General features: G+C 41.1%; 17 protein-coding genes. 9 read left to right on the top strand and 8 right to left on the bottom strand.

All coding sequences use genetic code 11. The features are described from left to right. The first annotated feature begins 240 nt into the window (after nucleotides 1-240). The 3 genes from NH153_RS02135 to NH153_RS02125 all read left to right on the top strand — a co-directional run bounded on the left by NH153_RS02135 (nucleotide 241) and on the right by NH153_RS02125 (nucleotide 3,357). Nucleotides 241-1,107 (top strand): hypothetical protein, encoded by an 867-nt coding sequence (locus tag NH153_RS02135; protein WP_063700499.1) that lies wholly within the window; start codon nucleotides 241-243, stop codon nucleotides 1,105-1,107. A 9-nt stretch (nucleotides 1,108-1,116) separates the two neighbouring features. Next, nucleotides 1,117-2,199 carry a DUF4785 domain-containing protein gene (locus NH153_RS02130; protein ID WP_063700497.1) on the top strand — a complete coding sequence of 361 codons (1,083 nt, stop codon included), beginning with the start codon at nucleotides 1,117-1,119 and terminating at the stop codon, nucleotides 2,197-2,199. A gap of 564 nt (nucleotides 2,200-2,763) precedes the next feature. Further along, nucleotides 2,764-3,357, top strand: coding sequence for an acyl carrier protein phosphodiesterase (locus NH153_RS02125; protein ID WP_063700495.1), 594 nt, complete (start codon nucleotides 2,764-2,766; stop codon nucleotides 3,355-3,357). Nucleotides 3,358-3,819: 462 nt separating this feature from the next. Here NH153_RS02125 and NH153_RS02120 read toward each other — a convergent pair whose 3' ends face one another. The 3 genes from NH153_RS02120 to zigA all read right to left on the bottom strand — a co-directional run bounded on the left by NH153_RS02120 (nucleotide 3,820) and on the right by zigA (nucleotide 6,102). After that, a complete protein-coding gene (locus tag NH153_RS02120) occupies nucleotides 3,820-4,128 on the bottom strand; it encodes a hypothetical protein (protein ID WP_063700493.1) in 309 nt (102 codons plus the stop codon). 109 nt (nucleotides 4,129-4,237) lie between these two features. Next, nucleotides 4,238-4,906 carry a DUF1826 domain-containing protein gene (locus tag NH153_RS02115; RefSeq protein ID WP_063700491.1) on the bottom strand — a complete coding sequence of 223 codons (669 nt, stop codon included), beginning with the start codon at nucleotides 4,904-4,906 and terminating at the stop codon, nucleotides 4,238-4,240. Beyond that, nucleotides 4,906-6,102 carry a zinc metallochaperone GTPase ZigA gene (zigA, locus tag NH153_RS02110; protein WP_063700489.1) on the bottom strand — a complete coding sequence of 399 codons (1,197 nt, stop codon included), beginning with the start codon at nucleotides 6,100-6,102 and terminating at the stop codon, nucleotides 4,906-4,908. The genes NH153_RS02115 and zigA overlap by 1 nt, the downstream gene beginning before the upstream one ends. Nucleotides 6,103-6,274: 172 nt before the next feature. Here zigA and NH153_RS02105 point away from each other — a divergent pair, with 172 nt between their 5' ends. Continuing rightward, the gene (locus NH153_RS02105) at nucleotides 6,275-7,264 is read left to right on the top strand and encodes a Kelch repeat-containing protein (RefSeq protein WP_082873968.1); all 990 of its coding nucleotides are present in this window, start codon (nucleotides 6,275-6,277) and stop codon (nucleotides 7,262-7,264) included. 45 nt (nucleotides 7,265-7,309) lie between these two features. On the opposite strand, the gene NH153_RS02100 is transcribed toward NH153_RS02105, so the two are convergent. The 3 genes from NH153_RS02100 to NH153_RS02090 form a co-directional block, all read right to left on the bottom strand. Further along, on the bottom strand, nucleotides 7,310-9,487 hold the full coding sequence (locus tag NH153_RS02100; protein WP_063700487.1) for a hypothetical protein: 2,178 nt from the start codon (nucleotides 9,485-9,487) through the stop codon (nucleotides 7,310-7,312). 133 nt (nucleotides 9,488-9,620) lie between these two features. Then, nucleotides 9,621-12,419 (bottom strand): TonB-dependent receptor, encoded by a 2,799-nt coding sequence (locus NH153_RS02095; protein ID WP_063700485.1) that lies wholly within the window; start codon nucleotides 12,417-12,419, stop codon nucleotides 9,621-9,623. A 314-nt stretch (nucleotides 12,420-12,733) separates the two neighbouring features. Then, nucleotides 12,734-13,519, bottom strand: a complete 786-nt coding sequence (locus NH153_RS02090; RefSeq protein ID WP_063700483.1) for an IclR family transcriptional regulator — start codon at nucleotides 13,517-13,519, stop codon at nucleotides 12,734-12,736. 432 nt (nucleotides 13,520-13,951) lie between these two features. Between NH153_RS02090 and NH153_RS02085 the strand changes: the two genes are divergently transcribed. From NH153_RS02085 to NH153_RS02070, 4 genes are all read left to right on the top strand, one after another. After that, nucleotides 13,952-15,094: a Gfo/Idh/MocA family protein gene (locus tag NH153_RS02085; RefSeq protein ID WP_063700481.1), complete on the top strand. Its 1,143-nt coding sequence runs from the start codon at nucleotides 13,952-13,954 to the stop codon at nucleotides 15,092-15,094. A gap of 19 nt (nucleotides 15,095-15,113) precedes the next feature. After that, on the top strand, nucleotides 15,114-16,889 hold the full coding sequence (locus tag NH153_RS02080) for a sodium:solute symporter family protein (protein WP_063700480.1): 1,776 nt from the start codon (nucleotides 15,114-15,116) through the stop codon (nucleotides 16,887-16,889). A 262-nt stretch (nucleotides 16,890-17,151) separates the two neighbouring features. Beyond that, entirely contained in the window at nucleotides 17,152-18,648 is a 1,497-nt protein-coding gene (locus tag NH153_RS02075; protein WP_063700478.1) for a hypothetical protein, read from the top strand. Nucleotides 18,649-18,917: 269 nt separating this feature from the next. Then, the gene (locus NH153_RS02070) at nucleotides 18,918-19,919 is read left to right on the top strand and encodes a family 43 glycosylhydrolase (protein ID WP_058585593.1); all 1,002 of its coding nucleotides are present in this window, start codon (nucleotides 18,918-18,920) and stop codon (nucleotides 19,917-19,919) included. Between the two features lie 67 nt (nucleotides 19,920-19,986). Here the strand turns inward: NH153_RS02070 and NH153_RS02065 are convergent, their stop codons facing one another. Then, the gene (locus NH153_RS02065) at nucleotides 19,987-20,799 is read right to left on the bottom strand and encodes a DUF2306 domain-containing protein (RefSeq protein ID WP_240494344.1); all 813 of its coding nucleotides are present in this window, start codon (nucleotides 20,797-20,799) and stop codon (nucleotides 19,987-19,989) included. 224 nt (nucleotides 20,800-21,023) lie between these two features. Between NH153_RS02065 and NH153_RS02060 the strand changes: the two genes are divergently transcribed. Continuing rightward, a complete protein-coding gene (locus tag NH153_RS02060; protein ID WP_240494343.1) occupies nucleotides 21,024-22,160 on the top strand; it encodes a helix-turn-helix domain-containing protein in 1,137 nt (378 codons plus the stop codon). A 3-nt stretch (nucleotides 22,161-22,163) separates the two neighbouring features. Here the strand turns inward: NH153_RS02060 and NH153_RS02055 are convergent, their stop codons facing one another. Next, the gene (locus NH153_RS02055) at nucleotides 22,164-23,891 is read right to left on the bottom strand and encodes a response regulator (RefSeq protein WP_063700474.1); all 1,728 of its coding nucleotides are present in this window, start codon (nucleotides 23,889-23,891) and stop codon (nucleotides 22,164-22,166) included. Between the last annotated feature and the right edge of the window lies 1 nt (nucleotide 23,892).

Genomic DNA, 23,892 nt, shown 5'->3' with positions numbered 1-23,892 from the left:
CATCTCGCATCTCGCATCTCGCATCTCGCATCTCGCATCTCGCATCTCGCATCTCGCACCTCGCACCTCGCACCTCGCCTCCCTTTTTTCTCCTAAAATCTAATAATTTGTACTTAAAAAACGCACAAAAGTTAAATTAATGTAAATTTATTCTTGCTTTCGTACCTGTTTGGTCTATGTTTTTGGTCGGAGGTCACTCCTCCAACCTGATAGATAAAATTACAATCAACAGGAACACACATGAAAATAAAAACACTCTCACTAGTGCCAGCTTTAATGTTGGCAGCGGGTATCAGCCACAGTGCTTTTGCTGCGCAAGGAGTCGCATTTGTGCACGGTACAGGCCAACAAAGCGATGCTTATAATGACTATTGGACAGGCAGTTTTGTTGACACAGTTCGCCAAGGTGTGCCAAACAGTAGTAATTACACCGTTATTAATTGTGACTTCGAGCAATATATGTGGGCAGATGCGGCATCTGGCTGTTTAGCTGGGCAGCTCACTACATTTATCAATAATAAAAACATCACAGATTTAACCCTGATCACTCACTCTAACGGTGGCAACGTGGTGCGCTGGATTTTATCTAACCCAACGTGGGATAGCCGTTATCCAAATATCATTAGCAAAGTCACGCGCACTATTGCTCTGGCTCCTTCAAGCGGTGGCACACCGTTGGCTGATGCAGTCATTGCGGGCAATTCGTTCGAGCAAAGCTTGGGTTGGTTATTAGGTTATGGCAATGATGCAGTAAAACAACAGCAAGTGTCTTGGATGGCGTCGTATAACGCACAGTGGCTATACGGCACACCGAACCGCCCAAGCTTACCGTCTCGATTCGAAACCGTGGTGGGCAGTGATGTTGATTCTGCGGTATGGGATAGCGACAGCTATTGCGGCGGATACCAAAACCAAGTCGCCCTAGAAGTGACACAAAATTGGTTAGATAGCTGCTCAGATGGCTTTTTAAATTGCAGTTCTCAGTCGTTAGCTGGGGTAGTGTGGTTTACCGATAAATCACGAACCAAAGGCAGTGAACCTTTGAGTCATCAGCAAAGTCGACGCAATTGTTTTGGTTTGCCAGACATGCTTAAAAATCGAATTTAGGAGCCCGCTATGATTAATAAGTTAACCACACTCGCTGCTGCAATGATGCTTGTAAGCAACGCAGCACAGGCTAATGAGCAAACGGTTTATCAGTTTCCTCAAGTTCAACCAGCAGCGAACGCTCAACTTGAAACATTAGAAAAAGACAGTGTTGAATATTGGCAGAAGGTTTCGGGTAAAGAGCTTAAGCGCGGCGTGCCAGTCTTTGTAAACCAAGCTGATAACTTTATTCGCATTGCACCAAAAGCACGTTTTGATAGCGGCGAAGTATTTAAACCTCATGACTTACAGCTAGATAAACTGTCGGTGCGTGATGACAACTTTAGACAAATGCCAATGCAAGCCATGGTTGCACAAGAACAAATGGAAAATGCAGGATTTAGCGATGGCAGTGTTGGATTAAAGCTAGGTCAGGTAAATGGCAAAGCAATGTTAAGAACAAGCCAAGCGCTTAATGATAACGACACCTACTTGCTGCATGTGATTGAAAAAGGATCGAGCAATGCTTTGCATGCTAAATCGCAGTTTAAAGTGAAAGATCAGCAACAACGTGTTGCTATGCAGCTTAGTATGGGTAAAAAGCGCTTTAAAGATAGTGATGTGAAGTTAACGCTTTCAAGTCCTGATGGCGAAAAGCTAGATGTACGTTACGAAAATGGTGAAGCCGTATTTAATTACCCGCTTGAAACCTTAGGTGCGGTAAATGGTTACTATGAGCTTGAGGCCAGTGTAGACATTAAAGTGAATGGCCAAACGGTAAAACGCTCAATAAAAATGCCGTTTGTGCATAGCTCACAAACCATCAGTATGGATAAAGCCAAAGTAACAGCGCTTGGCAATAATAAATACCAAGCTAAAGTACCGGTGCAAGTGACTGACTCAGGCCGCTATGCTATTCGTGCAACCTTAACAGGCAAAGGTGATAAAGGTGAGCGCATCAAACTAGCAACGGTTGAAGTAGCAAAACAGATTGATAGCTATGATAGTTTCACCATGCCTTTTGCAGTCACTCAAGCAGCCAAAGCCCCATATGAGCTGGTGGATATTGAGCTTACCGACCAAACGCGAATGTTAAAGTTTGCGGGAGAGTAAAGGGTAGCTCTTATTGTATGTTGGGTGGAGCGCAGCGAAACCCAACAAGTTAGCGAGTAGTGAGTTGCAAGGGGAAAGAGTAAAGGGGAAAGGTACGAGTTTCGAGGGGCGAGATACGAGTTATAGGAGGCGTTTTAACGCCGAACAGAAATGGAGATATTAGATATCAGTCGTCAGAAGTTAGATTGAAAATACCCAAGTTAGCGAGTTGCTAGGGGAAAGAGTAAAGGGGAAAGGTACGAGTTCCGAGGGACGAGATACGAGATACGAGATGTAGGAGGCGTTTTAACGCCGAACAAAAAAGTCGATTGGGTATGGAACCCCCTTACGAATCCAAAACCATGCTGTTAGCACCTAGCACCTAGCACCTAGCACCTAGCACCTAGCACCTAGCACCTAGCACCTAGCACCTAGCACCTAGCACCTGTAATCATTCCTACGCGATATAAAATCGCCGCTACACTCTTGCTAACTTGCTAACTTGCTAACTTGCACCTTGTGCCCCTAGACCCTTTCACCTGTATTCTTTTACAATGCATAAAATGACTTAATTTAGAGAATGCGTTGAATTACTTGGCTCACCTTTATTTAGCACAACCGACGGCTGATTCACATTTTGGTAATTTGCTGGGGGATTTTGGTGGGCGTCGATATTCAGCACAGTTACCCAATGCGGTTAAAAATGGCCTTGAAAATCATTATTTGGTTGATAGGTTTACCGACTCACATCCCCTAGTAAAAGAGGCTAAACAGTACTTTTCGCCAGCACGTAAACGCTTTGCAAGCGTCGCAATTGATGTAGCATTCGATCACTTTCTTATTCAGCATTGGCAGCGCTTTAATGACCAACCATTGGCTGATTTCAAACAGCACAGTTATGGTCTTTTAAATGCACGCCAAGGCATGATGCCTTCACGCATGCAGCAAGTTGTGACCAGTATGACCAACAATGATTGGTTTAAAGAATATGAAACACTCGATGGGGTCGGCCTTGCCCTTGATAACATCGCCAAGCGTATTCGCTTTGCCAACAACTTTGCAGGGGCCGCTGACGATATTGCTCACCACTATCAACAATTAGACGCAGTGTTTTTAGCGTTTTTCCCTGAGCTGGTTGAGCATGTGAAGCATATGGGAGTGGAAAAACTAAAGCTTTAAGCCGGTAGGTTGGGTAGAACGGAGTGAAACCCAACAAGTTAGCGAGTTACAAGGGGAAAGAGTAAAGGGGAAAGGTACGAGTTCCGAGGGACGAGATACGAGACGTTTTAACGCAGCACTGGTAGCAGCGGGTTTACCCCGCGTTCTCAGAATAAAAATACCCAAGTTAGCGAGTTGCTAGGGGAAAGAGTAAAGGGGAAAGGAACGAGTTCCCAGGGACGAGATACGAGATACGAGATACGAGATGTAGGAGGCGTTTTAACGCCGAACAAAAAAGTCGATTGGGTATGGAACCCCCTTACGAATCCAAAACCAACACTATGCTGTTAGCACCTAGCACCTAGCACCTAGCACCTAGCACCTAGCACCTAGCACCTAGCACCTAGCACCTGTAATCATTCCTACGCGATATAAAATCGCTGCTACACTCTTGCTAACTTGCTAACCCGCAACTTATCCCATTTAATCGTCTGGGCCTTTTAGGGTAAATACTAAGTGCTTGCGCATGTCTTTTAAAATCACGCCTTTTTTTAGCATTGCGCCACTTAGGCGCTTTTGCCATTTTAATAGCTCTGGGGTCGCTGCATCGAGTGATTGTTGGTTTTCAAATTGAAAACACAAAAGCAATGAGCCTGGGAATAAGTGGTATTCCACATCAAACCAGCATTGCAACATACCTTCGAGCTCTGCGCGACCTTGCTCTTCAAGGGCATCGGCAACATTTAATACAAGGGCTTGCTGTTTTAATTGTACTTTAGAAAGCTTTTTCATTTAAAAACCAAAATCGAGTCGAAAAGTCGATTATAACTAAGCTTTGATTGCAGCAACAACTTCCTTGTTGTTTAAAACTCTTGATTCCTGAACGGCTGCTTGCCATTCACTAAGCAATAAAGTCGAGGGTTACGAGTAATCGTTTTTCGCCAGCAGCAAGTGCAGGTGAGCGATGTACAAGGCCTTTGCCTTCGTTATTTTGCCAAGTTTCGCCTTTAAGCAGTGCTACGTCACCGACATTAAGAGAGTGGATTTTAGTATTTGCTGTCATTAACCCAGACTCTTCATCGCTTAATCCTTGATGCCCTGCGCCAAGTTTTGTGCGATCAAGTCCTGCATTTTGCAACCACTGTGAGCCACTACCACAATAGGTGCTGACTAACCGGCAAGGAACTCTGTCAACATGAAAACGTGGGCACATGGCACGTTCAAGTACTCTTAGGCGTAATCCGGTGCGCTTTAATTCAAATAAATAACAAAACATATCAACTAACTTTGCCAAATCAGCTTTTAGCTCCTGCGCTGATGGGAGTTTTTCGAGGGCTTTATCAATGTCAGTTCGAATAGAGCCTTCGTTGATCACCGCGTTAATACTGAGATCAGGATTGGCTGCAATACTCTCGGCTACCTCTGCTTGCAGCTGCTCTGATAAGCTGCGCTGCCAAATTGCAATGTTATGCTCTGGTTTATAAATTTGCGAAAACACCACAGGGCTTAATGCCGTTGCTACTGTTGTTGGGAGGTTATCAGTATCATGTTCAAATGCGTAAGCTGTCATTATGCTTCCTCCCAAACAGGAAATGGATCGGGCAGGGTTTGCCAAAGCGCTTTGCCTGCTAATAGTTCATCGTCGCTGAGTAAGCAGTTATCGAGAGCTTGAATGATCGCTGCTTGATTGAGGCTTTGACCAATAAAAACCAGCTCTTGGCGCATATCACCGAAGGGTTCTTGCCATACTTGGTTAATTGAATCTAAGTAGTCGCTATCTGTTGGCCACTGATCTTTCGATAAGGCTTTCCAAAATATCCCGCCAAAACCATAGCGGGCTATGCCGCCAGCTTGATTCCATTGGCAGGCAAATTGCGGTCGAGAGGCTAACCAAAAGTAGCCTTTGGAGCGAAGTAATTTGCCTTCGCGTTGATTGTTATGAATAAAGTTATAAAACTTTTCAGGGTGAAAAGGGCGGCGGGCTTGGTAAGTAAAGCTGCTAATGCCGTACTCTTCGGTTTCTGGGATATGTTCGCCGCGAAGTTCTTTTAGCCAGCCAGGTGCTTGCTGGGCTTTTTCAAAGTTAAACAGGCCCGTGCCCAAAATTGTTTTGATATCAACTTGGCCATTCTTAATAGCAATAAGCTCTGCAGAGGTATTTAATGAGCTTAAAATGGCTTTTAAACTCTCAAGTTCATCGGTGCTAATTAGGTCTGTTTTACTAATTAAAATGACATCGGCAAACTCAACTTGATCAATCAGTAAGTCGGCAACGCTTCGCTCATCTTCATCGCCTAAATGCTCGTTGGTTTCTTGTAAAAATTTGGCTTCGTTAAAGTCGTTTAAAAAGTTAACGGCATCAACGACCGTGACCATGGTATCAAGCCTTGCAACATCAGACAGTGACACGCCATCTTCATCAGCGAAGGTAAATGTTTCGGCAACCGGAAGGGGCTCTGAAATACCGGTTGATTCGATAACTAAATAATCAAATTGGCCTGTTTGCGCTAAAGCGCGTACTTCAATGAGTAAGTCTTCACGTAGTGTGCAGCAGATACAGCCATTGCTCATTTCTACTAGTTTTTCTTCGCCGCGGCTAAGCGAAACATCGTTTTTAACTGTTGCTGCATCGATGTTTATTTCGCTCATATCATTGACGATTACAGCCACTTTTTTGTCTTCACGATTATTTAAAATATGGCTGAGCACAGTGGTTTTACCTGCACCTAAAAAGCCAGAGAGCACGGTGACGGGAAGTTTGCTCATAGTAGTGACCCTTAATAAGATTAAACAAAATACGCTAAATGTTTTGTTATAATATATCAATTCAATGTCATTTAGGAATAGTAATCGTTGTTCGAGTAAGACTATTTGGCAGTGTACGAATAGGTACAGCTGGCTTAGACTTTAGCTAATCAACTGCTTATTAAGGATTTATATGCGATTAACCAAACTGTTGCCGCTTTTTATGGCGTGTTTGCCTTATACGTTATCGGCAGAGGAGGTGCTAGCACCTGAGCTCCCTGAGGCTATTCAAGAAATTTACCCAGCAGTCATGAATCAACAGATTTGGGTTGCAGGGGGTATCTCTACCGAGCTGCCAGCATCAGCGGGTAAGATGACCGCAAAAGTCCATTTTTGGTCACCCGAGTATGCAAGTTGGCAATCAGCCCCGAGTTTGCCTGAAGGGCGTCATCACACGTATTTAATTGCTGTAGAAAACAGATTATTTGCCTTTGGTGGTTTTGTTAATAGCCAAGGCCAGTGGACCAATAGCCGTGATGTGTTAATGCTCAATGAAGGCGCTGACGCATGGCAAAAGGTGGCGAGTTTACCTTTTGCGTTGAGTGAAACGGTTGGCGCAGTGCTTAATGGTAAAGTGCATTTAGCTGGTGGCCGCAGCCCACACAGTGAAAAAAATGGGCAATGGCAGCATAGTTTAGATGTGAGTGCGCATTTAGTTTTTGATCCTAACAACTTCACATTTACAGAAGCCGCGCCATTACCTTCGGCTAGAAACAGTGCGGCAAGTGCACAAGTAAACGGCCGTTGGTTTGTGTTAGGTGGCAGAACCGTTGGCGGCGAGCCTATCACTGACATGCTCGAATACTTACCCGAAAAAGACATTTGGCAAGCACATGCAGCACTCCCTAAAGCACGAGCAGGGCATGCCGCAGCGGTTATTAATAATGCTATCTATGTGTTTGGCGGTGAACATAGCCAAGGAGTTGACCGTGAGGTTTTTAGTTATGATTTAACCAAGCAGCAATGGCGAAAAACTTTCGAATGGCAAACACCTCGTCACGGTTTAGGAGCCGTTACGTTAAAAGGCCAAATTTGGTTAGTGGGTGGTGCCACAAAGGTAGGACTTTCTGAAACGAGCCGTGAAGTTAATAATGCACAAGTGATGATAGATAATTTGAAATAGTTTAATTAGCCCCGAGTAGTGCTTTTGCTAAACGGGGCCGATTTTTTACTTAATTATTTGGTTAATCTTTAAAATAAAGTCAACATCGTTGTTCAGTTTAAAATGATAGCTATCATTTGTTTTTATAACCTTAGATAGGAATATGTTGTTATCTATAAACGATAAATCCATTACTTTATCAAAATTTTCAGAGTTATAAATTGCAGAGTATGTAACTATTAAATGGTTTTCTTTATCAACGTATAATATGGATGTATCATTGAATTTGTGTATTACATAAGATGGATCATAAAGATCCAATATGCGTGTAGGGGTATAAATTCTACCTTCTTCTTCTGAAACTAAAAAGAAGTTGTTATTGTTATATAATTCAGAATTATAAACATACTTTTCATTTGAGATAGCTGAATTATCTAGTAAAGTAAACTCTTGTATTTTAGATTCATCATAATGCATTGTATTAGCTAGGATGTATATGCTGTTGTTTGATAATGGGTTAGGTAGGACTCTATGAGTTAATGCGAGCTCACTATTCTCAAATACGGTGCCTTGCTTAGTAGAAAAAGTATATTGTTCGATTATAGCGCTTCCTGTTTTTTGTTTATAGTTTACGTCATTGCAATAGTTATCAATGCTATTTATTGTCATGAATGCATTTGGATATTCATCTAAAAGTTCATAGGTATCAATATCAACTTTAATGTGTTTCTCTCGGTAATCCTGTTCCAGAATGAGGTATTTATTTTGTTTGTCGTAACAAAGTCTTCCAAAAGAATTATGTCCATGAAATACATTAGTGATTTTACCCTGCTCATTTTTTTCTAACCAAGTGCTACTATTGGATGATAAAAATATATTTTTTGTTGGTAGGTATGTACCAAGGCCATAGCTAAATTCGCCTCGATTAAATCGGTCATAGGTGAATTTGTATATATTATGATCTATGGAAAACTTACTACCAACTTGAACTGTAATGCCAATTACATTGTCTTCTTCATTTTTTGGCGGTTTTATAATTAACTTATTATCTAAAACTTCAAAAGTAGCAGAGCCAGTTGAAGCAAAGTAGTTTTCAAGGTTGAATAAATCTATATATGCTTCATCAATTATTTTATTATAAGTGAGTTCTAATTGCTGTGAATCATCAAAAATATTGAATGTATCTTCATTGCTTTCAATAATGGTAAGGGGGGTTATCCTTTGAGTATTATCGGTTAATTCTTTATTTCCTTTTAAATACCAAAGAGTGTCGGTATCAAATAAGTCATATATTAGAGCATAGCCTAGAATATTTTGATTATATAATAAGCTCATTTCAAAATTGTCAGCGACTCCAACTACTAAATTGTTTTCGTTATTAATTGATGTTCTTCCTGTTGGTGAACCGCCGGCTAGACTAATTTCGTAATTACTCTCCATTTGCCAAGTTGTGTTATCAAAACCAGACAAAAATTGACCTTCTAAGGTCATTTTATAGCTTTCTCCATTATAATTTGTATCACTTTCTTCGAAGCTTTGAGAGATGTTGGTATTAGTTAGTGAGTCATAATTATTTGTAATAATAGGAGCGTAGAAAGATTCTATTATAATTTCACGATTGCGATAACCATCAGTATTTATATTATATTCATTAGTATTCCATTCTTGCTCTGATGTTAATGCAAACTCAAATTCAATGAAAACCTGTGGTCTATTTGGGAGGGGCTCGGAAATACTCAATACACTATGAGTTACATCCAAGCTATATTTTACCACCCCTGGTTTCCGATAGTCATTTAGGTTGGAATCTGTAGTGCTTAATATTTCGTAATTAAGAGTAACTTGACCATTAGCATTAAACCTTTCTTGTTCGTAACTTTTGTTCGGGAAATAAGTTAGTAAGCAGTTCTGAAAGTCTAGAACTAATTGACCTTTTGAAGGGGTTGTTGATGAATGATTCCAAGCAACCTTACCGTTGTTTTCACAGGTTCGGTAATTAATAATGTCATTAGATAAGTAAAAGTAATTAAACTCAGCACTGATAATGTCACTGATTTGTAAAGCACCCTCGGCTAAACTCATTGCACCTAAGAGGAGTATGATTGATTCATCATCTGTGTAGTCATTCTCTGGTTGAATTGAAATATTATTATTCGATGAATCGTCTGAGATTTCAGTGCCACCGCCTCCACCGCCGCAACCGAAAAGTAAGAGTAAAACGCAAAGGGTAAAGAGTATTTTCATTGTTATATCCCTATATTAAATTATTTATTCTATATTGTTGTTATTTCAGGTTCAATAAGAATACTTTCCTAACAAAAAAAGCCTCCTTAAGGAGGCTTTGGGTTAGGCTCATCACCTACAACAACATAATTGGTTAGAAGGTTCCGCGAATACCTACGAAGTATTGGCGACCTGTGAAGTTGGTTGTCGCAATGATTGATTCGTCGTTATTAAAGTAACGGTCGAAACGCTCATTGGTTAAGTTGGTCACATTAAAGGTCAATGAGTAGTTGTCATTGATTTTGTAAGACGTACTTAAATCAAGCTGTTGGTAGTCGTTTACATGACGAGGGCCAGCGAAGAAACCAAATGAAGGTTCTAGTAAGTATTTCTCACGGTAGTTGTAAGATAAACGTACTGACGCAGGGCCTTTTTCATAGTAACCAACTAAGTTATATACATTTTTAGACAAGCCAGTGTAGCTGAATGTTTGACCTTCAAAGCCATCACCGAAGTCAGTGTCACTGTCTGTGTAAGTATAGTTTGCTAACATACCTAGGCCATCGAATGGCGCTGGTAAGAAGTCAAAGGTGGTTTGGAAGCTAAGCTCTGCACCATTAATTGTTGCCGATGCCGCATTACGTGGACGGTCTACCGATGCCCAGTCAATTCCGGCAATTGTTTCTGGTGAGCTTGAGTTAAACACAAAGCCATCAATGTCTTTTTGGAACAAAGCAACACTCGCTAAACCTGTATCGTTGAAATACCACTCAAGTGATAAGTCGAGTGAATCAGACTCAAATGGTTCTAGAGCTGGGTTACCCGCAGAGCCTGTGAGTGTGGTGGTGCTAAAAGTAAAACGCGGCGATAACTGCGAAAGCGTAGGGCGCGTTACTGTTTTGCTAGCCCCAAAGCGTAAGTACACTTCGTCAGTTAATTCAGCATTTAAGCTTAAGCTTGGTAACACATTGGTGTAGCTACTGCCTGTTGAGCTGGTTTCACCAACTACATCGAAATCACCGGCACTGCGGATAACGATTTCAACTGGCAATGCACCTGTTGCTTCAACGTCGGTTGTTACCGCACGTACACCCACATTACCTTTAACTGGAATATCGGCAACATCAAAGGCCATATTCGCTTTTACGTACGCTGCTGCAATATCTTCTTCAACTTTAAACGAGCTGATACTATCGAATTGTCTTTCAACACCGTATTTATTGTGGAAATCAACCGGATCACCAATTACAAAGCTGCGGATAACATTAGCGTTTGGTGCTTCACCTAAAAAGTCATCAACCGGGAAATCAAGTAGGTTAATTGCTGAAGTAGGTAATACTGCTGGTACGCCATTTGAACCAGTAAAACTGTTGCCTACATAGGCTTTGATTTCTTTTGAGCGCTGAGTATAACGTACACCTGTTTCTAGACTTGTGATGTAGTCATTGTCTAAGAAATACTTAGCATCAACAGAAAACGACAGAGATGTATCTTTTACGTCACGTGCATTGGAGTTACCAAATGCCACTCGGTAGTTATCTGGGTCATTTAAGTCGGTGCCTGTAACATAAAGGTCAGGAATGCCGTTATCTGGGTTACGTGCATCATACACTACATCAGCAAACGCTTGTAACAGCACACTTTTAAGGTCGCGAGATTGCTCACCTTTAGAGTAACCAAGATCAAAGTCGAGGATCCAATCTTCATTCGGTGCCCAGTTTACATGAGTGCCCACGGCAAGTGTGTCTGATTCCATCTTCGTTAATTCAGATACGCTTCTAAACTGAGTTTGCGGTGCAACGGCATAAACCAGGTTATCGTTTTCTACCACAGCTTCGGTTACGAGGAATGGGAAAATACCGCCAACACCACGACCATTCGGGTCATTTAGGTCGGCTGCAACCCACAGGCTCGGGTCTTGTGGACCACGGAATTGGAAACGAGCAGGTAACTGTAATGCTGTTTCATCTACATCGAATGTTGCATATAAACCATCGAAGGTAATGTTAAGCTCATCGCTAGGTTGAAATTCAATTACAGCATTTAAACCAGTACGAGTGCGCTCATCACCATAGTATTGAGTCAGCGGTTCGATAGGGTAAAGAGAGTTAGGGTAATCGATACTGCCATCATTCGTACCACCTGGCACTGTGGCAAGATCAGGGCGAATTTCAACACCATCCCCCGTACCTGGGCCAAAGTTTACATTACCCCAAGAGAAGTATTCGTCTTCACGGGTTTGACGTTCTGAGTACGTGACACCAACCAGTACGCCAAGTTTTTCATCGTCTGATTTCCAGTTCACAATGCCTGAAAGACGTGGGTCGGTTGAATCTGGCAGCTCACTGTATACACCTTCGGCTGACCAAGCACCAGAAAAGCCAACTTCATCTGCATCCAGTGGTTTGCGGGTTTTAATGTCTGCATTACCACCAATACCGCCTTCTAGTTGATCTGCTGACACTGTTTTATAAACGTCTAACTGACCAATAAGCTCTGAGGGCAACACATCTAAAGAAAACTGACGGCCAATGCTACGGCCAGATGCTAAAGAGCGACCATTTAAAGTAACCTGCGTAAAATCAACAGGTAAGCCACGAATTTGTACATATTGCCCACCTAGTCGACCATCGGTACTACCATTGGTACCGCCATTTGGGCTACCGCGAGGACGGTCAATTGAAATACCTGGAACACGCTGCAAAGACTGCGCGACGTTTTCATCAGGGAATTTACCCATATCTTCAGCGGCAATTGAGTCGAGAATTTTGTCAGAGCCACGCTTGGTTGCGATAGCTTCTTTTAAACTTAGTCTCACACCGCTGACAGCGATTACTTCAATATCATCTTGTGCAACATCCTTAGCTGTACTGCTTTCCTCTGCCATTGCTGTGCTACCCATCAGGGATAAAGCAACAGATAAGGCTATTTGGCTTTTGGTGAATTTCATCATATTGACCCCCATCGCTCTTGGCGAATTATTCTCGTGAATGTTCAAATGTCCATTCAGTGATATATAAAGACTAAAAAACCGTCAACGCGCTTTGCAGTCTGCGTTATCTAGATTTCTTAGTTAAAATTTCGCCAAGAATGATGTTTTATAAATGAAACAAAATGGTTGCTATTGTGTTAATTGTTATTTTGGGAAAATTCCTAAAATAGTATTAATAAGCTAGGCATTCACCAAAAAAACTGCTGATGCCAAAAGGGTAAAAATAGGCATTTAAATTTGTACGATGGCGGGATCATTAGGAAAAAAAACATCCTTTAGGCCTCTTCGTCAAAGCCCATTTTCTGTGAAATAAGGTGTGAGGTTTCTTTTAACTTTTTTATCACATGTTCAAAATCTGCATTACGCGATTCGTCTCGGTACATAAGAATTGAGGTGAGCAGTACAGCGACAGCATTATGATAATAATCGAAAATAGGCACGCCAATATCATATACGCCAGCGAGAACTGGGCTTGGCATGGCTTCGTGACCTTGTTCTTTTACGCGTAGCCAAATATTTCGCAGTGCCATTAAATCGAGGGATAATTCGGGATGATTTTCTTGGTAGGCTTTGAGCATTCGTTCACGGTTATCGTACGATGCAAACGCTAATAGCACATGGCCTGCACAGTTATCGGTAAGGGGTCCTCTTCCTCCAACAGGTAGGGTTAAGCAGTTACTGTTAGTGTCGTAATCTTGATGCGATAAAATTAATCCACCACCATCTGAATACACCACTAAGTGACAAGATTGTTGAATGTCACTACACAGCTCTTGAATGATAGGGAAGGCAACATTATTCAGGTGGTGAACTGGTGCGTAGCGATGCGTAAGCCGATAAAGCTTAAGTGAGAGTCTATAAACACGTTCAGTTTGAAAAAACTCAAGGTAGTGGAGGTCATTTAGCACCGCCACCATACGAAAAATTTCAGCTTTTGATTTCCCTAATGAGTCAGAAATTTGTGTCAGATTTAACCCTTCCGGGGTTCTTGCGAGTAATTCTATTATCGCCATGCCTTTCTCAAGAGCGGGCGCTTTATATTTAGTTTCTTTCTCTGTCATTGGGTACTTCTAATTACTTATTCTTAGCTTAAAACCTTATACATAAGTGTAGTCTCAAAGAACACTTATGCACTGAAATATCACCTGAACTTGGTAATAAAGTAGTTTGTATATCCCAACTGTTTTGATTTGGTCAATAAACCGTTTCTGATTTTTATTTAAAAATTAAGTAGTTGAAGCCATTTCCAAATAATGATTTGCGTAAAATTTTTGTTACCAAAGTGAGTGAATATGCCGCCTCTCGGTAATTAAGGTTTTTTAACGTACAGCTAATTAGAGTTTGAACAAATTGAAGATTGTTTTGTATGTAAAACCCATGTTGAGCCGAATTTCATAAAAAAAATCCCCTTCACAAAGCGCAGACAAGTGATTGACTGTTTAAGCGCAAGGTAACTAACGTGAGTTATTAACGTGCCTTGTAGGAATAAAATTGTGAAAGTAGGAATTTGTGGTTTAGGTGACCGATTAAGTTATGTTGCCAAAGTGATGCATGAGCTTATTCCAAATTTTGATTTGGTAGCATATGCCGACCCTGAGTCTGTAAAAGTTGAGTACATGCAGTCGCATGGTATCTCGATGCGCGCTTATGACGAACTTGCAGATTTGTTGCAAAATGAGCAGCTTGATATGTTGATGATTGGCTCTCCAAATCATATGCATTTAGAGCACCTACGACTCGGCATTGAAGCAGGGTTACTCATTTTTGCAGAGAAACCTATTGTAATGTCTGAGCAACAGACCTACGACGTACTCGAGCTTATCGCTAAACATAATGCCTTCGATAAAATTTTAGTGGGTATGGTGCTACGTTATGCGCCTTTATATAAAGATTTAGTCGCGGCTTTATCAACTAAATTACTGGGTGAAATCACCAGTATTGAGGCATCAGAGCATATTCCGCCAGAGCATGGTGCGTTTTTTATGCGTGATTGGCGCAGACATCAGGGACTTTCGGGCGGCTTCTTATTAGAAAAATGCTGTCACGACTTAGATCTTTATCAGGGCATTGTGAAAAGTCGCCCAGCTAAACTTGCCAGTTTTGGCGGTCGAAGAACCTTCACGCCTGAGAACAAGCACTTAGGCAAGCATCCTGTCTATCATCAGCGCAAGTCGCGCTGGAATGGCATAGATGAAGTGTTTGATAACGATTCTGAGCTGGTGGATCACCAAACTGCACTGATTCAATATGAAAATGGCATAAATCTGAGTTTTCATACTAACTTAAATGTACCGAACGATTACCGACACTTTAGTGTATTTGGCACACTCGGTATGGCTGAAGGTGACTTTGTGCGTAACTATTTCAAAGTGCATGACTGTATTACCTCAGGGGCATTGATTGATAAAACGTACTTACACGATGATTCAATTTCGATGCACTACGGCGCTGAAGAAGAAATGGCGGCAGATTGGATTGCCTTTTTTGAAAGGGGGACTCCTTTACCGGTATCCATTGTTGACGCTTTGCAAGCGGGGCTCACCGCCATCAAGTTAGATGAAGCTAGGCAAACAGGTTCGATTATCGATATGACAGAAACATGGAAAAAATTTGATAGCTACCTAAATAAAAATTAAAACACATTGGGGGATTCACATGGTCTTAATTGATTGGTTAATAGTTGCATTTTATGTAGTAGCAGCGGTTGTTATCGGAATGCTCTTTACAAAAAAGGCCAGTGAAAGTACGGCTGATTTTTTTGTCGCAGGGCGTTCTTTACCTTGGTATATCGCAGGCACATCCATGGTGGCCACCACCTTTTCATCTGATACACCCTTGTTTGTAGCAGGGGCAGTGCGAGAGCAAGGCATTTACGCAAACTGGATTTGGTGGGTAAGTGTAATTGGCGTGATTATTTCGGTGTTCTTCTTTGCTAATTTGTGGCGAAGATCAAAAGCACTCACCGAAATTGAGCTAATTTCACAGCGTTATGATAAGAGCTTAGCCACTGATTTTTTGCGAATTTTTAAAGCTATTTTTGATGGTGTATTTGTTAACTGTATTATTATTGCTTCGGTGACTCTCGCTATGTCGAAAATTATTGTGGTGATTTTAGGACTCTCCCCCGAACCCTTGTTCGACATTCCTCTGTTTGGTGCCATTACAGCGACCACGCTTATTTTGATTGTGCTAGCTGTTGCAGCGGTCGTGTATACCGCGATGTCTGGCTTATATGGTGTTGTGTATACCGATTTAATTCAGTTTGCTTTAGCCATTGTCGGCTCTGTGGTATTAGCAGTTATCGTTTATGTCGACTTACAAGATCACGGTGGCATCGTTGCAGCGGTTGAGGCATCTCCTGGGTTTAATAGCGATACACTAAAAATGATCCCCGATTTTGAGTGGGATCTTAAAACTGCGACTTTTGTTATTTTAGTGTGTATCGGCTGGCTAAATTACGCGCCCGGGTTTGGTTTTTTCTTACAACGCACACTGGCTGCCCGTAGTGAAAAAGATGCCATGTTAAGCTTATATTGGTTTGCATTTTGCCATTTGGTGTTAAGAAGTTGGCCATGGATTATCGTGGGTGTTGCCTCACTGGTTTACTTCCCGTCGTTGGTAGATGCAGAGCAATCATACCCAATGATGATCGATGAGTTTTTACCTGTTGGCTTAAAAGGCATTATGGTTGCCTCTTTACTTGCTGCTTTTATGAGTACCCTTGATACACAGCTGAACTGGGGCTCGTCTTATTTAGTCAATGATGTTTACGAGCCTTACTTAGTAAAAGGCCGCGAAAAAGCCCATTACATCAAGGCAGCTCGCGTCAGTATGTTAGTACTAACTCTTTTTGCGCTGATTGTAACGACCCAACTTGAGAGTATTCTCGGCGCTTATGAATATATTTCGGTAATCATCATTCCCATCTCTGTGGTACTTATTGCCCGCTGGTATTGGTGGCGAATAAATGTGTGGTCAGAAATTAGCGCGCTTATTACTGCCGTTATTGTCGGTAATGCGATGATGTACATACTACCCGATGAAGGCGAGGCTAAGTGGTTTGCAGTGCGTATGCTAGCAACCACGATAACAACCTTGGTTGTGTGCTTAGTTGTTACCTTAATAACCTCAAGTAAAACCCCAAGCCCGAAAACTATCGAATTTTATAGCCGTTTAAAAATCCATGGCCGCGGCTGGAAAAAAGTCAGAGATTTAACCGGTATTGAACCGATTGCGGCGGGGATTAAAGATAACGCCATAGCCTGTGTTGCGAGCATTGCGTTTATTTATTCGCTACTGCTCGGTATTGGTAATGCCTTATTTGAAGATTGGCAAACCTTTGGCTATTACTTAATTGTGATTGTGGCCTCTGGTTGGGTTGTAAAGCGTAAAATGCCAAAAGTGATAGCCTCATTAAGGCAAGAAGTATAACAATTTAAACTCCTAGTTGTGTCGCAAGCCATACGTTGTTTTTAAACATGCATCGTATGGCTTTTTTATTAACAAGTTTTGATTGGTAAATAAGAAAATTCATATTGATAAGAATGTTTTATTTTTGAAATGCCAATAGTTTTAAAGTGTTAGATATGAAACGAATGAGTGGTAGTTGCTTGTTGTTGTGTAATTTAATTGTTGCTCATTTGTAAATTTAATAAGCTCGTTACATTCTTCGTTTTCATGTGGTTTAGTTGTTATGAATAGTAAAATCCATAAAATCATATCGGGTGTTGCCTTAGCAAGTAGTATTAGTGTGGGTGCTGCCGAGTTACCTAAAGAAGTTAAATGGATGCAAGATGCCAAGTGGGGGATTAGTCATCACTATCTTGCTGGTGGCACGTTAGATAATGCATGGTATCAAATCACAGACTATAACGAGTGGAATAACTACGTTAATGGTTTTGATGTTAACCAATACGCGGATAAAGCAGCCAAACTTGGTTATCGGTATGTAATTTTTACCATTACCCAAAACCGCGGTTACCTGTCGACGACCAGTGATATTTACGATTTGCACTCACCGGCATGTCCAAGTAAACAGATTGCACCGGGTTGTATCACACAGGTTAATTCTAATCAGGCTGATTACACGCCAACCCGTGACCTTGTTCTGGATCTGGCGCTGGCGCTTAAAGCAAAAGGCATCAAGCTAATTGCATATCTACCTTCACACTTAGGTGATAGATGGACGGGCAAAAAAGTGAAAGCGCCATACCCAGACTGGTTTATCAATGGCTTTGTGAGTGAAAGAGCACAAACGTGGGGTGACAATATTGCCGGTTGGTGGTTTGACGGTTGGTATCAAGCCCAAGAGTCGGAGCAAGAACTTGCGGCTAATAATGCTTACCCTGTTGCAGATCAGCTTGCGAAATCAGTGCGTAGTGGTAACCCGAATGCTGTGATCACGATTAGTGATGGTTTTGAGTACAGCTTTATTCCAAACGATCCGCAAAGTAACTACACCCAAGGTGAGCATAATGAACTGCCGCCTATTCCAAAATCAGGTGAAGTAACCACGGCGATCGGTACAAAAGTACAGTGGCATGGCTTTACGTATACCTCACAAGAAGACCCATTATTTGGTGGCTGGGGACAAGTTAAACGCAGCTTAAAATACAGCAATAATGAAGTAGCAAACCGAGTAAAAGACATTGCAAGGGCTGGGGGGGTGACGACCTTAGACGTGGCCATTAATCCAAATGGCAGTTGGTTAGTTGACCGCTTAGTGCAAATTCAAACGGTAGGAAACACGGTAGGCACAACAAGTGATACCACCTATTCAGGCCTCGAGCTGATAAACGATAATGACCTTCGAATTAAATATAGCGAAAATGGCAACTGGGTGAGATCTGAGCAAACTAATACTGGCGAATACCAACAAGATTTGCACATGACTACTGTCAATGGTGCGTCGTTTAGTTATGACTTTAGTGGTTCGAGTATTGTCTTTGCGACTTCGAAAGACATTAACCATGGTGACGTTGAAGTTATTTTAGATGGTAAATCACAAGGCATATTCTCTATTTTCGATGGTAATAACTATCGCCAAGTACAAAGTATTGTGTTTGAAAAACATGATTTAGCAGCGGGAGCGCATACCTTAACAGTTAAAAAAGTGTCGGGCGATGTTATGCCTGTTGATGTAGTGCTCTCGAAAAAAGCCAAGAAAATATATAAAGCCAAATCGCTCTAGCGATATCTAAATCAAGGGTGGATGGGGATCCCCCTTTTTATTCAAGCAAGTTTGAGGTTTTAGTTTTCCTATAAAGCCTTAAGCTTGCTGCTCCATGTTAAACCTATGCCGTGTAATGCTATTCCTTAACTTTCGCCAATAAAACTTGGACAGCTTATAGTTTGTCCTTACATTTCTTTTCACTGTCTGTTAAAAATGATGTTATATTTGTGTTCTTGTTTAAAAGTAATAAAATAATACAAATTAAAATTTAACGATCAGGTTTCAAGATGACATTACAAACAAATAGTCCGTTAGTAGAGCAGCGTGCCGATCCATTTGTGCATAAGCACAGCGATGGTTTTTATTATTTTACCGGTTCTGTACCAACTTATGATCGCATTGAACTTCGTAAGTCTGCGACATTAGAGGGCTTAAAAGACGCTGAAACCTTTGATATTTGGTTTAAACATGACAGCGGCCCGATGAGCCGTCATATCTGGGCGCCTGAAATTCATTACCTCGATGGCAAATGGTATATCTACTTTGCAGCCAGTGAAGAAGATGATATCTGGGCATTACGCCCGTATGTGCTTGAGTGTAAAGGTCAAGATCCGCTAAATGATGAGTGGGTTGAACTTGGCATGATGCAAGCGGCTGAGGGCGATGAAAAGTCGTTCACTGATTTTTCTTTAGATGCCACTATTTTTGAAAATAACGGTAAGCGTTACTTCTGCTGGGCAGAGAAAACTGGCGGCCAGTTTGCGGCATCAAACCTGTATTTAGCTGAGATGGAATCACCTATTAAACTAAAAACAGCGCAGTTTATGCTGACGACACCAGATTACGATTGGGAACGTGTCGACTTTTGGGTAAACGAAGGCCCGGCAGTGCTTAAAAATAACGGTAAAATCTTCATTGCTTTCTCTGCAAGCGCAACAGGTGCATGTTACTGCATGGGTTATATGGAAGCCGATGAAAACAGCGATTTACTTGATCGTAACTCGTGGACTAAAACACGTATGCCTGTGCTTGAAACAAGTGTTGAAAAGAACATTTTTGGACCAGGTCATAACTGTTTTACAGTGGCTGAAGATGGTGAAACACCACTGTGTATTTACCATGCTCGTGACTATGAGCACGCAGTTGGTGAACCAAGTGTGGTGCCAAAAACAGACACTCGTCCACTTGAAGAGATTGTAAAAGATCCGCTTTACGATCCAAACCGCCATGCTCGTGTTATGGAAGTAAAATACGACGAAAATGGCCGTCCACTATTTGAACTGTATTAATTTTATAGTGACGTAAATGAAGTTCATAAAGCCACCAACTTAGGTGGCTTTATTGTATGAGAGTTATTTAGCCAGCAATCGCAGGGTACCAGTTTGCCAAAGTCACCCCAAATAAGCCGATTAAGAACACGATTGATATTAGTGTCATCAAACAGGCAGTGCCGATAGTGATAAACGTAATATTTGTGCGAGCTGCATAGCGGACAAGTTCGGCTATTAAAAGTGGTACTAAGTAAGAGCAAAGGCTAACGGCAAGCACGGCAGGCCCTGTAAATGTAGCGGTATCGACGCCTAAGGTGCCAAATACTAAAAACCATGCAAATATCAGTAATCTAAAAAACAACACACCATTAGCCGCAAGATATAACCGTATAGTCCACTTTTGATGGGCATTGAAGTTACGCGCCCGCGCAGTTTTCACTGCAAATATACTTGATACAATAACCACTAAGCCGCCAAACATTGTCAGCGCATGCATTAAGGTATTACCAACGGTGCCCCTTACTATCATTAAATACATGCCAGCAAATGAAATACAGCAAGCTAAAACAACAAATACACGGCCATTGTAGCGATGAAATGCTCTGTATTTTGCTCTCAATTTTTCAATCAGCTGTAAGCTTCCGCCAAGGATCATCGCTACCGCAAATAATACATGCACTGCATACATCAAATTCCCTGTGGCATCATTAGCAACATAGGCGGTGTTATTAAGTCGGTTCCAACCTGACAGACCTGTAGTTAACCCTGTCATTCCATAACCAAGAATGAGGTAAATCACAAAGCAAGTTTGCGCCATTAGCAGGCTAATAAACCAAAGTTTTTTACTGTATTCGAGCGCTTTAAAAGGTGTGAGTTTGCTATTTTTGTTAAACATCATCAATTCCATTACATTTTTCTAATGCCGCTAATATAAAGGGCTAGAGCAAGATTTCTTCTCAAATTCGAAATTTGATCAATGAAATATTGTGTTTATTTATGAGAACTCACACAGGGTTTGACACATTCACTAACAAACTCTTTTTGCTATGTTGATTTTGAAAAAGTAAGATTACCTGATTGGTAAATAATTCATCAAACACCCAATTTAAGGTATGCCGAGTTATGCAAAATACTTCCCCTTATTACGTGCTCGTTTTTGTCTGTATGGGGCTCATGCTGCTAAATGGCATGAAAAAAGAGAAGCAGCTTATTCATTATCTGTTTGCTGTATTTTGTGGTTCGCTTTGCATGGTTGGTGTGCAAAAAATCAGTGCGCCAAGTATTGGTGTTTATAGTTATTTGATCGGCTTATTTACCTGCGCAACTTGTAATATGTCTTGGCTTATTTCACGCACTTTATTTCGTAAACACACGCCTATTTCTAAGGTACATATTGCTGTAGCAGGCACTATTGCAGGTTTAATTATGTTCAACCAAACTTGGCATTACTTGGTTAGTGTTGATGTGCAATTTTTCCCGGATAGCCAATTCATGTGGCGTTTAAAGCAAGGTATGGCCGAAATAACGGTGTTGCTATCGTCTAGTATTTTGGTGCTCTCTTTTTGGGAAGCATTACGGGGTTATAAAGAGAAAACACAAACACAAAAGTTGCAGGCAAATATTTTTGCTAGTTGCTACTTTTTAGCGGTATTTAATGCCAGCATTCTGCCTAAGTTTTTATTCAGTGAAAGTGAATTTCAACAATTTGAACCGCTTATAATTACCTCATCTGCATTGTTAATTGTACTTGCAATGCAGTTAGTGATGTTTTTGCAAAAACGTGCCCACAGCAGCGTGCCTGAATCTGATGATATTGAAGTGTTGAACCCTGAAAAGGTAGTGAAAGCTACCAATCAGGCTGAACAATCTGAAAATAATGAGGTAGAGGCTGAGCTTATTACTGGCATAGAAGCACTCATCAATAAGCAGGTTTATTTGCAAACTAATTTGAAAATTTCTGATTTTGCCCAAGCATTAGCAGTACCTGAGTATAAGATCAGCCGGGCTATTCGTTATCATTTTAAAGCCGCAAATTTTAATTTATTTATTAATCAGTACCGAATACAGCATGCGCAAGGGCTGTTACTAAAAGACGAAGCAACTCATTGGAGTATACTCAGTATTGCAATGGAAAGTGGTTTTTCTTCGCTTGCTACCTTCAACCGTGTGTTTAAAAGTATCGTTGGGGTTAACCCAAATGAGTTTCGTAAGCAAAACAACTCATTAGTAGAGCAAAAAATCATAGAGCTTACTGACTAGAAGTTACAGCTGCTTTTGCGTTAAATGCTCTGCAATGACCTCAAACATGGTTTGCACTTCTATTGGCTTGGCTATGTAACCTTGCATTCCTGACTCTTTCGCTTTTGTAAGGTCGGCTTCCATAGTGTTGGCGGTCATGGCGATAATAGGGATATGGGCAAACTTTGATTGCTGTTTGATTTTATTCGCTGCGGTATAACCATCCATTCTTGGCATTTGGCAGTCCATCAAAATACAATCGAAAGTGCCTTTTTCTACAGCTTCAATCGCTGCTATGCCATCTTCGGCAATATCAACCACAAAGCCATTTGAGCGTAGTATTTGCGATGCAACTTGTTGGTTAAGTGGGTTGTCTTCAACAAGGAGTATTTTTGAGCCTGCGAGCTTTTTAAAGCATGTGTTGTCGACACTGTTATCTTTTTTCGTGGCAATACCCATCACATGCTCGAGGGTTTTTAGTAAGTTTCCTTTAATAATCGGCTTTAATAATATTTCTTCAACGGTTTTATACAGTGTACTCAGCGTGTCTTTAACTTCTTGGTTTTCATAAGATGCGAGGATAATGGTTTTTTTAATGTCGATAGAAAGCTGCTTTTTGAGGTTCTCTAGAATGTTATTTTGTTCGCAGTTTAATACGTGCCAGTCTAAAAAAATAAAGTCGTAGTTGTGACTAATATCACCGTTAGAAAGCTTTTCATCCATGCAATCAATCGTCTGTACATTGATGTCTAATGCATTGAGCATGGTGTTTAAAATAGCTTCAGGTTGGCCGCTTTGCTCAATAATAAGAGCACGTTTATGTTTAAAAATGTCTTTGTCGTGGCAGCTTTGCATAGCCGATAGCGCAAATGACACGTCAAAACTAAAGCAACTTCCTTTGTTTAATTGGCTTTTAACCTCAATATGACCACCCATAAGCTCGATAATTTTTTTACTAATTACAAGGCCAAGACCTGTGCCACCAAATTTACGGGTTGTTGAAACATCGGCTTGTGAAAAAGGCTTAAACACACTATTAACTTGCTCTTGAGACATGCCAATACCTTGGTCAATGACTTGAAAATTAATACAAATACTGGTATCGGTTTGTGATTTTATTGTCATTTTTAGCGTGACATTTTGCTGGTTTGAAAACTTAATGGCATTGCTCAGTAAATTTAATAAAACTTGATTGAGCCTAAGAGCGTCACCGATTAAAAATTCGGGTATGTCATCGTCAATTTCAAAAATGACTTCGATGTTATTTTTCTCAATTAAGCTACTGGCTAAATTAGCTAGGTTAGCGAGAAAGTCGTTCAAGTTAAAATCACTGTTTTCAAGTTCGAGCTTGTTGGCTTCTATTTTAGAAAAATCGAGAATGTCATTAATAATCCCAAGCAGTGATTTGGCCGACAGTTGGATTTTCTCGACGTAATCATATTGCTTGTCGGTTAATTCAGTATCGAGGGCGAGGTGTGCCATGCCTAAAATTGCATTCATAGGGGTGCGGATTTCGTGACTCATATTCGCTAAAAACATTGATTTAGCTTGATTGGCTGCATCGGCCAACTCTTTTGCTTTATTTAAATCTTGTGTGCGAAGAATAACTTCCTTTTCTAGATTTTCGGCCGCATGTTTTAGCGTCATATTGGCTTCATATAACTCTAAGGACTTCTGTTCTAACAAGGCTTCGGCTTGTTTTCTAGCCTGGCGCTCTCGTTCTATTCTACGTTTGTAGAGTTCTTCATCCACA

The organism is Pseudoalteromonas gelatinilytica (assembly GCF_001641615.1).
In the GTDB taxonomy this organism is placed as follows: Bacteria; Pseudomonadota; Gammaproteobacteria; order Enterobacterales; family Alteromonadaceae; genus Pseudoalteromonas; species Pseudoalteromonas gelatinilytica.
The sequence above is the reverse complement of the archived record's forward strand: the minus strand, read 5'-3'. Positions and strand labels throughout refer to the sequence as shown.

What these genes read in the sequence shown, in the direction of transcription:
- NH153_RS02060 (WP_240494343.1), top strand. Translation starts at nt 21,024, where the DNA reads ATGCAAAATACTTCCCCTTATTACGTGCTCGTTTTTGTCTGTATGGGG.
- NH153_RS02120 (WP_063700493.1), bottom strand. Translation starts at nt 4,128, where the DNA reads ATGAAAAAGCTTTCTAAAGTACAATTAAAACAGCAAGCCCTTGTATTA.
- NH153_RS02075 (WP_063700478.1), top strand. Translation starts at nt 17,152, where the DNA reads ATGAATAGTAAAATCCATAAAATCATATCGGGTGTTGCCTTAGCAAGT.
- NH153_RS02070 (WP_058585593.1), top strand. Translation starts at nt 18,918, where the DNA reads ATGACATTACAAACAAATAGTCCGTTAGTAGAGCAGCGTGCCGATCCA.
- NH153_RS02100 (WP_063700487.1), bottom strand. Translation starts at nt 9,487, where the DNA reads ATGAAAATACTCTTTACCCTTTGCGTTTTACTCTTACTTTTCGGTTGC.
- NH153_RS02090 (WP_063700483.1), bottom strand. Translation starts at nt 13,519, where the DNA reads ATGACAGAGAAAGAAACTAAATATAAAGCGCCCGCTCTTGAGAAAGGC.
- zigA (WP_063700489.1), bottom strand. Translation starts at nt 6,102, where the DNA reads ATGAGCAAACTTCCCGTCACCGTGCTCTCTGGCTTTTTAGGTGCAGGT.
- NH153_RS02065 (WP_240494344.1), bottom strand. Translation starts at nt 20,799, where the DNA reads ATGATGTTTAACAAAAATAGCAAACTCACACCTTTTAAAGCGCTCGAA.
- NH153_RS02130 (WP_063700497.1), top strand. Translation starts at nt 1,117, where the DNA reads ATGATTAATAAGTTAACCACACTCGCTGCTGCAATGATGCTTGTAAGC.
- NH153_RS02135 (WP_063700499.1), top strand. Translation starts at nt 241, where the DNA reads ATGAAAATAAAAACACTCTCACTAGTGCCAGCTTTAATGTTGGCAGCG.
- NH153_RS02080 (WP_063700480.1), top strand. Translation starts at nt 15,114, where the DNA reads ATGGTCTTAATTGATTGGTTAATAGTTGCATTTTATGTAGTAGCAGCG.
- NH153_RS02105 (WP_082873968.1), top strand. Translation starts at nt 6,275, where the DNA reads ATGCGATTAACCAAACTGTTGCCGCTTTTTATGGCGTGTTTGCCTTAT.
- NH153_RS02095 (WP_063700485.1), bottom strand. Translation starts at nt 12,419, where the DNA reads ATGATGAAATTCACCAAAAGCCAAATAGCCTTATCTGTTGCTTTATCC.
- NH153_RS02115 (WP_063700491.1), bottom strand. Translation starts at nt 4,906, where the DNA reads ATGACAGCTTACGCATTTGAACATGATACTGATAACCTCCCAACAACA.